Genomic DNA, 12656 nt, shown 5'->3' with positions numbered 1-12656 from the left:
GTAACATCGATGGAGAATTTCGCAGAACAGCTGGAAACCCTGACACGCCAGGAGCAGGAACTGCAATTTACCGCTTTTACCAGCGATATCGCGCTGGCGCTGGGCCTGAAAGTAATCGAGATCGTGCGCCAGCGCGGCAAGGTCGTTACCGTCAACATCACGGTCAACGGCAAGGTGCTGTTCCACCACGCGATGCAGGGTGCGGCGGCCGACCAGGCCGACTGGATCCGGCGCAAGAACAACGTGGTGGAACGTTTCGGGCGCTCGTCCTACTTTATCGGCATCGACCACAAGCACCGGGGCGTGGCCTTCGATGAAATTAAATATCTGCCGCCGCAGGACTACGCCGCCCACGGCGGCGCGTTCCCGATCGTCATCAAGAATGTCGGGCTGATCGGCACGGTGACCGTCTCCGGCCTGCGCCAGGCCGACGACCATGCGATTGCCGTGGAGGCGTTGCGGTCGGTGCTGGTGTAAGGTTTTAGTAGTGCGGTGGCGGCTCGTGCGGCAGCTGGCCGCCGCCGTTTTGCGGTTGGGTGCGCACGTGCTGGATCAGGGCGGCGCATAGCTGTTCGAGCTTGTCGATCTGCTGCTGCTGTTCGTAGATGCGCTGGCCCAGCGATTCCACCAGGTGCTCCTGGTGGGCGATCTTGATCTCGAGGTCGATGAAGCGGTCTTCGGTGTTGCTCACGGCGGTACTCCTGGCAGGAAAGCGGGCATTCTACAGTGGCGTTATGGCTGTGGCGTGGGTTTCGGGGTCGCCAACAGTTCTTTCATGCGCGCCAGCCGTTCTTTTGGCGTGATCACTTCCGACTCCTGCGGCGCGGCCGTGCCTTCGTCGAGCGCCATTTCCTTGATGAACCGCGACGGGTCGCAATGCACCTGCTCGCCGGCGCGCTTGCGCTTCTTGCACCACGTGATTTGCAAGGTGCGCTGGGCGCGGGTGATGCCCACGTACATCAGGCGCCGTTCTTCCTGCACCCGCGCGGCAATGGTTTCGGCCGGTGCGTCAGGGTCGCCCTTGTGCGGCAGGATGCCCTCTTCCACGCCGACCAGGAACACATGCGGATATTCGAGTCCTTTCGAGGCGTGCAGGGTGGACATGCGCACCGCGTCCGGATCTTCGTCTTGCCCCTCGAGCATCGACATCAGCGCCACCATCTGCGTCAGTTCGAGTACATTCTTTTCGTCGCCGTCGCGGTCCTTGCCGCCGCAGCCCCGTTCCTTGAGCCAGTTGACGAATTCCATCACGTTCTGCCACTTCGCCTGCGCGGCGCGCTCGTCGAACATGTCGTACAGGAAGGATTCGTAGTTGATCGCTTCCAGCATGTCGTCGAGCACCTGGGCGGCATTGTCGCCGCTGCCGCTCGGACCGGGGCGGCTGGCGCGCGATTCGAGGTGATTAATAAAATTGCAGAAGTCGCGCAACGGTTTGAGCTGCTTATCGGCCAGCAAGCCCTCGATGCCACCCTTGAACACGGCTTCGAACAGCGAACACTGCCACTGGCCCGAGAACGTGCCCAGGGTTTCCAGCGTGGTCTGGCCCACGCCCCGGCGCGGCGTGGTCACCGCGCGGATGAAGGCCGGGTCGTCGTCGGTATTGGCCAGCAGGCGCAGGTAGCTGATGATATCCTTGATCTCGGCCTTGTCGAAAAAGCTCTGGCCGCCCGAAATCGTGTACGGAATGCGTTCCTTGCGCAGCGCCTGCTCGATCACGCGGGCCTGGTGATTGCCGCGATACAGGATCGCGTAGTCCGACCATTTGTTTTTGCGCTGGAAGTGGTCGGCCGAGATCATCATGGTGATTTGATCCGCTTCCTGGTCGTCGTTGGCCATGCCCAGCACGTTGATCGGCTCGCCCAGGCCGTGCTCGGACCACAAGGACTTGTCGAACAACTTGGGATTGTTGCCGATGACCGAGTTGGCGGCTTGCAGGATGCGCGTGGTGGAGCGGTAATTCTGCTCGAGCTTGATCACCTCCAGGTCCGGGAAATCGGTCTGCAGGGTTTTCAGGTTTTCCACCGACGCGCCGCGCCAGGCGTAAATCGCCTGGTCGTCGTCGCCCACGGCGGTAAACATCGGCTTTTTATTGATGCCGGTGACCAGCAGTTTCACCAGCTCGTACTGGCAGGTGTTGGTGTCCTGGTACTCGTCCATCAGCAAATAGCGCAGGCGGCGCTGCCACTTGTCGCGGATCGGCTCGTTATTGCGGAACAGTTCCACCGGCAGGCGGATCAGGTCGTCGAAATCGACAGCCTGGTAGGCCGACAGCGTGGCCACGTAACTGGCGTAGATGCGTGCCGATTGCGCTTCGTCCTCGTCCTTGGCGTTTTGCAGCGCCACCATTGGCTCGATCAGGCCGTTTTTCCACAGCGAGATGTCGGTCTGGATGCGGCGCACGATCTGCTTGTCGGTAGTAATCGCCAGATCCTGCACCAGCGAGCCGCAGTCGTCGCTGTCCATGATGGAAAAGCGGTCCTTCAGGCCCACGCCGTTGGCTTCCTGGCGCAGGATTTTCACGCCCAGGGAGTGGAACGTGGAGACGGTCAGCTGCTTGGCCTGCTTGGGCTGCTTGAGCAGCTTGGCGATGCGCTCCTGCATCTCGAGCGCAGCCTTGTTGGTGAAGGTCAGCGCGGCGATGGTGCGCGGGTCGTAGCCCCGGTCCTCGATCAGGTGGGCGATTTTCTGGGTGATCACCCGCGTCTTGCCCGAACCGGCGCCGGCCAGCACCAGGCAGGGGCCGTCCAGATAGGCAACGGCCGCACTTTGCGGGACGTTGAGACCGAATGAGGGTTTGGACATGAACGCTAACAGGAGGGGTAGGAAGAGCCGCCTATTGTAGCAGTGGCTGCTTCTTGCCACCGGTAGAGCAGTTGAAATTGCCGATTGCGTTACCATCTGGGGCTGAACGCGCACTGGCGCCAACTGCTACAGGCTTAGCCATGAAATTTGAACACCTGATTGAAATCAACGACCCGCTCAACCCGCTGCTTGACGCCTTGACGATCGAACAACTGTGGAGCGGTCTGGTGCTGCGCGCCGAATCGCCGAAGCTGTTCGTGCCGCAACTGGACGAAGCCATCATCGACGAACGTACCGACAACAGCTTCCGCCGCCGCCTGCGCTACGGTCAACTGGTGATCGAAGACCGCGTGCGCCTGGAGCCGTTGCAGCGCGTGGTGTACGACGTGCCGGCGCAAAACGAAATCACCGCATCCACGCTCACCATGAGCATCGAGCAGCCGACGCCGGAAACGCTGTACGTGCGCTTCCAGTACGACGACGGCCACGACGCCGAGACCGATGCGGCCAACGCCATGTACGACGAGTTCAAGCGCTCGGCGTACAAGGAGGCCGATATCGATACCGTGGGCATGATCCGCGAGCTGGCCACGCAAGGCCGGCTCGGCGCAACGCTCAACTAAGCCAGCCTCGCACGGGACCAGGCGGGGATATTGGTTCCCCGGCTGGCTGCGCCCTGGCGGACGATTACGGCGCCGGCGTGCAATCGACGCACGGATCGTCGTGCTTCGGTTCGTTGGCCAGTTCGTGCGCCAGGTGGCGCAGCGCCGTGCGTACGCCCTCCTCCACCACCGGATGGTAAAACGGCATGTCCAGCATGGCAGATACGCTCAGGCCCGCCTGCGCTGCCCAGGCCAGCAGGTGGCCGATGTGCTCGGCGCGGGGACCGATCATCTCGGCGCCCAGGAAGCGGCCGCTGCGGAATTCCGCGTACACGCGCAGTAACCCCTTGTTCTGCAACATCACCCGGCTGCGGCCCTGATTTTCGAACGATACCTGGCCCACCGCGAAGCGGCCCGGGTGCGAGTCGCACAATTGCTTGTAGCTGGCGCCCGCCGTGGCGATCTGCGGGTCGGTAAAGACGATGCCCAGCGGCGTGCGGCGCAGGCCGGGACGCACGTCCGGGTAGCGCGCGGCGTTGTCGCCGGCAATGCGGCCCTGGTCGGCCGCCTCCGGCAGCAGCGGCAGCTCGTCGTCGGCATCGCCGCCGATGAAGATGGCGCTGTCGCCGCACTGCATGGTGTACTTGTTATAGACCGGCACGCCGTGGTGGTCGCGCACCAGGCCCGTGTGCTCCAGGCCCAGTTTGCCCAGGTTGGGCTTGCGGCCGATCGCCGACAACAGGTAATCGAAGTGTTCGGTGCGACTCTCTCCGTCCTTGTGCTCGCTGGTGACGGTGATCTGTTCGCCATGCTGTTCTACCTTGACCACCTTGGTATCGAAGCGCAGGTCCAGCTCGTCCTTGAGGACCTTGCGCGCCACGCTCAGCACTTCGGGGTCGCCCAGTTGCGCCACGCTGCCGCCGCGTCCGAAAATCGTCACCCGCACGCCGAGGCGGTGCAGCGCCTGGCCCAGTTCCAGGCCGATCACGCCGGCGCCGGCAATGGCGATCGACTTGGGCAGGTCGTCCCAGTAAAACACGTCATCGCTGGTGATCACGCGCGGCCCGGCGCGCCACTCGTCGGGCACAATGGCGCTGGAACCGGTGGCGATCACCACCCGCTCGGTCTCGACGATCGTGTGCTCATCGATCTGCAAGCGGGTAGGACTGAGGAAGCGGGCGTAGCCATGCAGCTTGTCCGCCGCCGGATAGTTGTCCACCGCCTCGGTAACGAAACCGACGAAACGGTCGCGCTCGCTGCGCACGCGCGCCATCACGGCGCGGCCGTCGATCGTCAGTTCGCCGGCCTGGACGCCGAATGGCGCCGCTTCGCGCACCGCGTGGGCGGCGTCGGCAGCCGAAATCAGCAGCTTGCTGGGCATGCAGCCCACGCGCGCACACGTGGTGCCAAACACATTGCCCTCAATCAGCACGGTTTTCTTGCCGCCGCTGGAGGCGGCACGGTAGGCCGTCATGCCGGCGGTACCGCCGCCGATCACAGCTACTTCTGTCTTAATAGTTTTCATTGTATGCATTGCCTTGGGGCGGTTCCGATTGAAACACAAAATATTTGCTGTGCGGCAAAATCAATTAGTATTGCTTATTGTTTTAAAATTTTATAAGTACAGCTTATGGACCACCTCGATTATCGTTCGCTGGCCGTGCTTGATGCCGTCGTCAGCCAGGGCAGCTTCGAAAAAGCCGCCCTGGCGCTGGGCATCAGCCAGTCGGCCGTGTCGCAACGCATCAAGGCGCTGGAAGACGCGGCCGGCCGGCTGCTGGTCGTGCGCGGCCAGCCGGCCGTGGCCACCGGCCTCGGCCAGCGGCTGGTATCGCACCACCGCAACGTCAAATTGATGGAAGCGGCGCTCGATATCGATCTCGGCAACAAGATTAGCATGCCCGAGGTGGGATTGGCGGTTGATGCGGCCAGCCTGGCCACCTGGTTGCCGCTCAGTTTGCAGCCGTTGCTGTCGCCGCCCCGTTGCCAGCTCAATATCGAACAGGCCGACCGTGCCAAGGCCCTGCATCTGGTGCGGGAGGGTAGCGTATTTGGCGCGGTTGCAGCGGCAGGCCCGGACGACCAGCCAGCCGGTAGCGCTGGTCCGACAGTCACGCCGCTGGGGGTGATGCGCTACGTGTGCGTGGCCACCCCGGCGTTTGTCGGCCACTGGTTCGGCGACGGTTTTATCCTGGAAGCGGCGCAACTGGCGCCGGCCATGACCGTGGATGCCGACATGACGGCCGGCTTCCTGCGCGACGTGCTCGATTTGAAAGGCCCGTACCCGCACCACACCATACCGTCATCGGCCGCCAGCCTCGAATGCATCTACGGCAGCCTGGCCTACGGCCTGATGCCACTGCCGCAGGTGGCGCGCGCGCTGGCCGAGGACCGGCTGGTGGACCTGGCGCCGGGCCACCACGTGGACGTAGCGCTCAATTGGCATGCATGGAAGCTCGACACGCCGTTTACGCGCATCCTCAGCGAGCAACTGGTGGCGACAGCGCGGCGGGTATTGTTGCAAGCATAGTCGTCTGAAAACAAAAAAGGCACCTAAGCGCCTTTTTGCAGGATGAAAACTATCTCATGCAGGAATAAATTCATCGGTAACTTCTACCGGCTCCTTGAGAAGAGCGATCATTTTTTTTGTCCGTTCTTTCTCTGCCACGACAGTTTTGTCATGGGGATTGAAGGTATTCAAGCGTTTGGCCCAGGCTTCCCACGTTGAAAGCGGGGCGAACAACGACGGACTTTCGAGGAACATCATGATATTTGCCTTTCCTTTCTGATGGCTTCTTTGACACAGTCGAGCAACCAATTCTTACGGTCTTCCGACACAGATGCCACAGAAGTAATCATGGATTGACCCAGCTGAAATTTATACATGATGATCCCTGAGTAGTCAAGGGCGAGATTGAGCAAGTGTGGCGCCAGCTCCTCCCTGAGTGGACTACCTCTTGTTGCCAGCTGCCGGTAGGCCTTCACAAGGGCATTTGCCCCGTGCAAAACCATGTCGTGCCCGTCACGCCGCCGGTGCGATTCGGCCCAGTACCACGAGCCATCATGTCCATGTGCAAACAGTTCCATCATGCCGGGCCGGGACACCAGGTGCAGAATATCGACCAGGCTGAGCGACATGTCTTGCGGATGGTTGTGGTGGATGACCAGCCGGCCACCTCTGCTTTTAGCCTGCATCAGATGGCGCTTGGGCAGGCCAACCCGGTCTGGCGCCCGATCACTATGACGCACCAGTTCGTTACCAGTCTCGCCGCAGTAGCACAGCAGATGCTCAAAGCCGGTGCGCCGCCCCATGGAACATACATAGCACCGCGCGCCCCTGTCCTTGTGGAATTTGGCAATTGAAGCCAACCCACATAAGCGGGATTTTACTTCTGGCTCAGCAATGTTTCGGCTATTGAACACCGGCACACCCGTGGACGTTATCTTGAACGGTCCATTCTAATTCAAGGAATCGCCAACCCGGCAGTGACCAAAGGTATCGGAACGCCCTAGATATCGAGCGGGTCCACTTCCAGCGACCACTTCACCCGGCTGGTCTTCATCGAGCGCAGCATGTCCATCCATTGCTTCAGGAACGCCTGCAACTGCGGGCGTGATGGCGACTCGATCAGCAACTGCGCGCGGTCGACGTTGTGCACGCGCGTCATCGTCATCGGGATCGGGTCGTTGATGGTGATGTTGGGGTGGGCCAGGCAATCGCGGGCAATCGTCAAAAATTCCAGCGCCGTGGCCAGTTCGCGCGCCTCGGCACGCAGCAGCGCCTGGAAAAGGTATGGCGGCAGCGCCGCCTGTTCGCGTTCTTCGAGGAGCGCGGTGGCGAAGTGGTCGTAGTCGTGGTTGACCACCGCGCCGTACAGCGGGTGCTGCGGGTAGCGGGTCTGGATAAATACTTCGCTCTCGCTGCCGTTCTCGGTGCGGCCAGCACGCCCGGCCCGGCCCGCTACCTGCATCAGCTGCGCGAACAGGCGCTCGCTGGCGCGGTAGTCCTGCGAGAACAGCGCGGTATCGGGATTGAGGATGCCAACCAGCGTGAGTTTTTTGAAGTCGTGGCCCTTGGCCACCATCTGGGTGCCGATCAGGATATCGACCTCGCCCCGGTGCACGGTGTCGAACGCTTCCTGCGCGCTACCCTTCTTGCGGGTGGAGTCGGCGTCGATGCGCAGCACGCGCGCTTCCGGAAACAGCGCCTGCAATCCTTCTTCGACGCGCTGGGTGCCGCGCCCCAGCGGCTGCAGATCGACGTTGCCGCAGGTGGGACAATGGCGCGGGATGCGCAGCTCCAGGCTGCAATGGTGGCAGCGCAGCCGGTGCTCGGGGCGGTGCAGCACCATGAACGACGTGCAGCGCGTGCATTCGCTGATCCAGCCGCACGACTCGCAGCAGATCACCGGTGCGTAGCCGCGGCGGTTGAGGAATAACAGCGACTGTTCGCCGCGCTCCATGCGCAGCCTGAGCGCCGCCACCAGTTGCGCCGTCAGCCCGTCTTTCGGCTTGTCGCGTTCCATGTCCAGCAGTTTCACCTGCGGCAGCACGGCGTTTTTGACGGCGCGTTCGCGCAGCTCGAGCTTGCGGTAGCGGCCCGACTGCGCGTGATGCCAGCTTTCCAGCGATGGCGTGGCCGAGCCCAGCACGATCGGGATCTGCAACTGCCACGCGCGCCACACGGCCAGGTCGCGCGCCGAATACCGCAAGCCTTCCTGCTGCTTGTACGACGGGTCGTGCTCCTCGTCGATGACGATCAGTTTTAAATTGGGCAGCGAGGCAAGAATCGCCAGCCGGGTGCCGAGCACGATGCGCGCGCGGCCCTGGTGTGCAGCAAGCCAGTGCAGCATGCGCTCGCCCTCGGACAGGCTGCTGTGCAGCGTGGCCAGCATCACGCCCGGGAACCGCGCGCGGATATTGCCTTCCAGCTGGGGCGTGAGGTTGATCTCGGGGACCAGGATCAGGATCTGCGCGTCCGGCTCGCGCGTGAGCACCTGGTCGCAGGCCTGCAAATACACTTCGGTCTTGCCGCTGCCGGTTACGCCGTACAGCAGCGTGGGGGTAAAACCGGTGGCGCCGCCGATGGCGTCGGCCGCTTCCTGCTGCTGCGCATTGAGCGGCGGCGGGTTGGCGGGCGTGGCGTCGTGCGGCGCCTCGTTTTTGGCCAGCTTTTTAATGGCCCGGTCGAGCGCCACCGTGGTGCTCACCCGCAGGTTCTTGGGCAGGCCCGGCAGCGCCACCTCGCCCAGCGGGCGCTGGTAGTAGTCGGCGGCAAAGCCGGCCAGCGCCAGCCATTGCGGCGACAACGGCGACAACTGGCTGCGCACGGCCAGCGCATCCTTGAGCTTGGCTTCGGGCACGTCGGTCTGGTCGGCCACCTCCACGATCAGCCCGGTCACCTCGCGCGAGCCGAATTGCACCAGAGCCAACTGCCCCACCTGCGGCCGCGCGTCGGCTTCGCAATGCCAGCGATAGTCGAAAACAGCGTTGAGCGGCGTGTCGAGCGCGATGCGCAAGATGCAGTGCGGAAAGAGAGCGGTCATGTGCCAGATTTATGTGGATAACTTTGTGGACAAAGGAATCTTAACCTACAGAAAGTGGTGACATCACCCATGCTAGCGTCGGCAAACAGGGGAAATGTCGAAATTAAATTTCTTTAAAATCAACCACTTGGAAAATACACCATAGAGGGGCTTTTAAACCGGGTATTTATGCGCCGCTGTGCATAAGTAAAGTAATTAGCATGCCAGGCGGACTATAAACAGCCCCGGACAGTGACATTATCCCCAACCACGCGCTAAGTCCCGGTTTACTAAGACCTTTTATTTTTTATCCACAGTTTATGTGGATAACTTTGTGGAGAATGGCAAAATAACGTGCTCCACGATTGTGTGCAACATGGTATTGAAGAGCAACCATGCCTTTCATGACACAAATTTTATCTATAAAAATCAATCACTTGCAAGCACATGCCGGGGTCACAAAATGGCAGTGCCTGTTATTTTTGCAGTAGAAAAAATTGTGCATAAGTCGGTTTGCTTGCCCGGGTGCACCAAGCAAAAAGGGCACGTCCCCGGAGGAAACGTGCCCCTTCCCTGGAACTTGCCCTTAGCTGGCGCGTTGCGCCCGGCTGTAGCTGTGCACCGCTTCCACCATCACCGAGACGCTCTCCGGCGGCGTGAATTGTGAAATGCCGTGGCCCAGGTTGAACACGTGGCCGTTACCGTCCTGCGGCTTGCCGAAGGCGTCGAGCACCTTGTGCACTTCGGCCACGATCTGTTCCGGGTTGGCGAACAGGATGGCCGGGTCCAGGTTGCCCTGCAACGCCACCTTGTGGCCCACGGCAGCGCGCGCGCGGGTGAGATTGGCGGTCCAGTCCAGGCCCACGGCATCGGCGCCGGTGTCGGCGATCTGCTCGATCCACTGGCCGCCGCCCTTGGTGAAGACGATGGCCGGAATCTTGACGCCGTCCTTTTCGCGCTTGAGCAAGGACACCACCTGGCGCATGTAGTCGAGCGAGAAGGTCTGATAGGCGCCATCGGCCAGCGCGCCGCCCCACGAGTCGAAGATCATCACGGCCTGGGCGCCAGCGTCGATCTGGGCGTTCAGGTAGGCGGCCACCGCCTGGGCGTTGGTGGACAGGATGTGGTGCATCAGGTCCGGGCGGCTGTAGAGCATCTTTTTAATCGTGTGGAATTCGCGCGAGCCCTGGCCCTCGACCATGTAGCACGCCAGCGTCCACGGGCTGCCCGAGAAACCGATCAGCGGCACCCGGCCATTGAGCTCCGTGCGGATTTGCGTGACGGCCTTGAACACGTAGTCGAGCGAATCGAGTTCCGGCGCGCGCAGCGCCAGTACTTCGGCCTCGGTCTTGAGCGGACGCTCGAACTTCGGGCCCTCGCCTTCCACGAAGTACAGGCCCAGGCCCATGGCGTCGGGCACGGTCAGAATGTCCGAGAACAGGATCGCCGCATCGAGCGGGAAGCGGGCCAACGGCTGCAACGTCACTTCGGTGGCGTAGTCGGGATTGGTGGCCAGGCCCATGAACGAGCCGGCCTTCTGGCGCGTGGCGCGGTATTCCGGCAGGTAGCGCCCCGCCTGGCGCATCAGCCACACGGGGGTGTGGTCCGTCGGCTGGCGCAGCAGCGCGCGCAGGAAAGTATCATTCTGGAGCGGGGCGAATTGTGGCATCGGTGATCATCAAATGGCGGCGAAAGGATTATTATCGCACTCCGGGTGCGCTTTCGCTGGAAGCTTGCCTCTTTGATCACCCTTTTTTGGAGACGCCATGACCGCCACGCCCACCATCGCCCCCTACGGCACCTGGACCTCGACCATCGACGCCGCGCGCGTGGCGGCCGGCGCCACGCCGATGTCCGGCTTGCAGGTGGGCGGCGCGGACGGCAACGACATCTTCTGGCTGGCCGGCCGCGCGGCCGAAGCGGGCCGCAACACCCTGCTGCGCCACCACGGCGCCGAAACACAGGAACTGACGCCCGCACCGTTCAACGTGCGCACCCGCGTCCACGAATACGGCGGCGGCGCGTACCTGGTCGATGGCGACACCGTGTACTTCTCGCATTTTGCCGATAACCGCCTGTACCGCCTCGCCATCGACACAGACCACGCCGCGCCGGTGGCGCTGTCACAGGGTGGCAAACACCGTTTTGCCGACTTCGTGCCCGACCGCGCGCATGAGCGCCTGATCGGCGTGCGCGAACTGCACGCCGACGATGGCGACGACCACGCGCAGCCGGTCAATACCATCAGCGCGGTCGGCTTCGACGGCGTTGAACAAGTGCTGGTTGAAGGCGCCGACTTTTACTCGTCGCCGCGCCTCGCGCCCGATGGCCGCACACTGGCGTGGCTCAGTTGGGACCACCCGCGCATGCCGTGGCAGGGCACCACCCTGTGGCGCGCGGACGTGAACGCGGACGGCACGCTGGCGGCGCCGGTGCAGGTGGCGGGCGGCGCCGAGGAATCGATCTGCCAACCCGAGTGGTCGCCGGACGGCCTGCTGCACTTTGTCTCGGACCGCAGCGGCTGGTGGAACCTGTACCGCCAGGGCGGCGATCAGACAATCGAGGCGCTGTGCCCGATGGAAGCGGAGTTCGGCGGCCCGCACTGGACCTTCGGTAACAGCATGTACGGCTTCCGCTCGGCTGGCGAAATCATCTGCACCTATATCGACAAGGGCGTGAGCCGCCTGGCGCGCCTGCTGCCGGCCAGCGGCAAGCTGGAACCACTCTCCAACCCGTACGAGGAAATCCGCGAACTGCGCGTGGCGCCCGGCTATGTCGCCATGCTGGCCGGCAGCCCGACCATTGCGCTGGAACTGGCGCGCATCGATTTTACCGAAGAAGGCGTGGAAATCCTGGCGCAGTCGATCGAGGATCTGCCCGACGAAGCCAACCTGTCGGTGCCGCTCAACCTGGAGTTTGCCAGCGGCGGCCGCACTGCCTACGCCTTCTTCTACCCGCCGCGCAATGCACTGGTTACCGCGCCCGACGCCGAAAAACCGCCGGTGATCGTGATCAGCCACGGCGGCCCCACCGGCATGGCCGTCAACACCTTAAAACTGGCCACGCAGTTCTGGACCAGCCGGGGCTTCGGCGTGCTGGACGTGAACTACGGCGGCAGCACCGGCTTTGGCCGCGCCTACCGCGATTTGCTGCGCGGCCAGTGGGGCATCGTGGACGTGGAAGACTGCGTGGCCGGCGCCCGCGCGCTGGTCGAACGGGGACTGGCCGATAACGACCGCCTGATCATCCGGGGCGGCAGCGCCGGCGGCCTGACCACGCTGTGCGCGCTGACGTTCCACGACGTGTTCAAGCTGGGCGCCAGCTACTACGGCGTGTCGGATCTGAAAGGGCTGGACCAGGACTCGCACAAGTTCGAATCGCACTACAATGCCTACCTGATCGCGCCGCAGCCGCAGGCCGAGGCGCTGTACCAGGCCAGGTCGCCGATCAACCACACCGACCGCCTCAAGCGCCCGATGATTTTCTTCCAGGGCCTGGACGACAAGGTGGTGCCGCCGCAGCAGTCCGAGATGATGGTCGATGCGCTGCGCGCGCGCGGCGTGCCGGTGGCGTACGTGCCGCTCGAAGGCGAAGGCCATGGCTTCCGCAAGGGCGAGAACATCGTACGCACCCTGGAAGCGGAACTGTATTTTTACCAGCGCATGTTCGGCCTGCACGATGCGGCCGCGCCGGCGCCGGTTCACATCGATAACTTGCCCAACTGAGA

At 62.9% G+C, this 12656-nt stretch carries 11 protein-coding genes; 4 read left to right on the top strand and 7 right to left on the bottom strand.

From position 1 onward, the window contains the following. Window positions 1-9: 9 nt before the first annotated feature. The gene (locus F8197_RS21335) at window positions 10-477 is read left to right on the top strand and encodes a heme-degrading domain-containing protein (protein WP_056142997.1); all 468 of its coding nucleotides are present in this window, start codon (window positions 10-12) and stop codon (window positions 475-477) included. Between the two features lie 4 nt (window positions 478-481). Here F8197_RS21335 and F8197_RS21330 read toward each other — a convergent pair whose 3' ends face one another. Beyond that, entirely contained in the window at window positions 482-691 is a 210-nt protein-coding gene (locus F8197_RS21330) for a SlyX family protein (protein ID WP_019924103.1), read from the bottom strand. A 41-nt stretch (window positions 692-732) separates the two neighbouring features. Beyond that, the gene (locus F8197_RS21325; RefSeq protein ID WP_152883487.1) at window positions 733-2802 is read right to left on the bottom strand and encodes a UvrD-helicase domain-containing protein; all 2070 of its coding nucleotides are present in this window, start codon (window positions 2800-2802) and stop codon (window positions 733-735) included. A gap of 140 nt (window positions 2803-2942) precedes the next feature. Between F8197_RS21325 and F8197_RS21320 the strand changes: the two genes are divergently transcribed. Beyond that, entirely contained in the window at window positions 2943-3425 is a 483-nt protein-coding gene (locus tag F8197_RS21320; protein WP_152883486.1) for an SRPBCC family protein, read from the top strand. 64 nt (window positions 3426-3489) lie between these two features. Here F8197_RS21320 and F8197_RS21315 read toward each other — a convergent pair whose 3' ends face one another. Continuing rightward, entirely contained in the window at window positions 3490-4929 is a 1440-nt protein-coding gene (locus F8197_RS21315; RefSeq protein WP_152883485.1) for a dihydrolipoyl dehydrogenase, read from the bottom strand. Window positions 4930-5034: 105 nt separating this feature from the next. Here F8197_RS21315 and F8197_RS21310 point away from each other — a divergent pair, with 105 nt between their 5' ends. Next, window positions 5035-5934 (top strand): ArgP/LysG family DNA-binding transcriptional regulator, encoded by a 900-nt coding sequence (locus tag F8197_RS21310; RefSeq protein WP_152883484.1) that lies wholly within the window; start codon window positions 5035-5037, stop codon window positions 5932-5934. A gap of 54 nt (window positions 5935-5988) precedes the next feature. On the opposite strand, the gene F8197_RS21305 is transcribed toward F8197_RS21310, so the two are convergent. The 4 genes from F8197_RS21305 to hemE all read right to left on the bottom strand — a co-directional run bounded on the left by F8197_RS21305 (window position 5989) and on the right by hemE (window position 10598). Then, complete coding sequence (locus F8197_RS21305) at window positions 5989-6171, bottom strand: hypothetical protein (RefSeq protein ID WP_152883483.1); 183 nt, start codon at window positions 6169-6171, stop codon at window positions 5989-5991. Then, window positions 6168-6716 carry a hypothetical protein gene (locus tag F8197_RS21300; protein WP_152883482.1) on the bottom strand — a complete coding sequence of 183 codons (549 nt, stop codon included), beginning with the start codon at window positions 6714-6716 and terminating at the stop codon, window positions 6168-6170. The genes F8197_RS21305 and F8197_RS21300 overlap by 4 nt, the downstream gene beginning before the upstream one ends. A 197-nt stretch (window positions 6717-6913) precedes the next feature. After that, window positions 6914-8950, bottom strand: a complete 2037-nt coding sequence (locus tag F8197_RS21295) for a primosomal protein N' (protein ID WP_152883481.1) — start codon at window positions 8948-8950, stop codon at window positions 6914-6916. Window positions 8951-9515: 565 nt separating this feature from the next. Further along, window positions 9516-10598, bottom strand: a complete 1083-nt coding sequence (hemE, locus tag F8197_RS21290; RefSeq protein WP_019924109.1) for a uroporphyrinogen decarboxylase — start codon at window positions 10596-10598, stop codon at window positions 9516-9518. Between the two features lie 97 nt (window positions 10599-10695). Between hemE and F8197_RS21285 the strand changes: the two genes are divergently transcribed. Next, complete coding sequence (locus F8197_RS21285; RefSeq protein WP_152883480.1) at window positions 10696-12654, top strand: S9 family peptidase; 1959 nt, start codon at window positions 10696-10698, stop codon at window positions 12652-12654. The last annotated feature ends 2 nt before the right edge of the window (window positions 12655-12656 follow it).

It is taken from the genome of Duganella sp. FT27W (assembly GCF_009295655.1).
In the GTDB taxonomy this organism is placed as follows: Bacteria; Pseudomonadota; Gammaproteobacteria; order Burkholderiales; family Burkholderiaceae_D; genus Rugamonas; species Rugamonas zoogloeoides.
Note: the sequence above shows the minus strand (reverse complement) of the source record. Positions and strands in the feature narration are given on the sequence as shown.

What these genes read in the sequence shown, in the direction of transcription:
- F8197_RS21335 (WP_056142997.1), top strand. Translation starts at nt 10, where the DNA reads ATGGAGAATTTCGCAGAACAGCTGGAAACCCTGACACGCCAGGAGCAG.
- F8197_RS21325 (WP_152883487.1), bottom strand. Translation starts at nt 2,802, where the DNA reads ATGTCCAAACCCTCATTCGGTCTCAACGTCCCGCAAAGTGCGGCCGTT.
- F8197_RS21320 (WP_152883486.1), top strand. Translation starts at nt 2,943, where the DNA reads ATGAAATTTGAACACCTGATTGAAATCAACGACCCGCTCAACCCGCTG.
- F8197_RS21315 (WP_152883485.1), bottom strand. Translation starts at nt 4,929, where the DNA reads ATGAAAACTATTAAGACAGAAGTAGCTGTGATCGGCGGCGGTACCGCC.
- F8197_RS21310 (WP_152883484.1), top strand. Translation starts at nt 5,035, where the DNA reads ATGGACCACCTCGATTATCGTTCGCTGGCCGTGCTTGATGCCGTCGTC.
- F8197_RS21305 (WP_152883483.1), bottom strand. Translation starts at nt 6,171, where the DNA reads ATGATGTTCCTCGAAAGTCCGTCGTTGTTCGCCCCGCTTTCAACGTGG.
- F8197_RS21300 (WP_152883482.1), bottom strand. Translation starts at nt 6,716, where the DNA reads ATGGGGCGGCGCACCGGCTTTGAGCATCTGCTGTGCTACTGCGGCGAG.
- F8197_RS21295 (WP_152883481.1), bottom strand. Translation starts at nt 8,950, where the DNA reads ATGACCGCTCTCTTTCCGCACTGCATCTTGCGCATCGCGCTCGACACG.
- hemE (WP_019924109.1), bottom strand. Translation starts at nt 10,598, where the DNA reads ATGCCACAATTCGCCCCGCTCCAGAATGATACTTTCCTGCGCGCGCTG.
- F8197_RS21285 (WP_152883480.1), top strand. Translation starts at nt 10,696, where the DNA reads ATGACCGCCACGCCCACCATCGCCCCCTACGGCACCTGGACCTCGACC.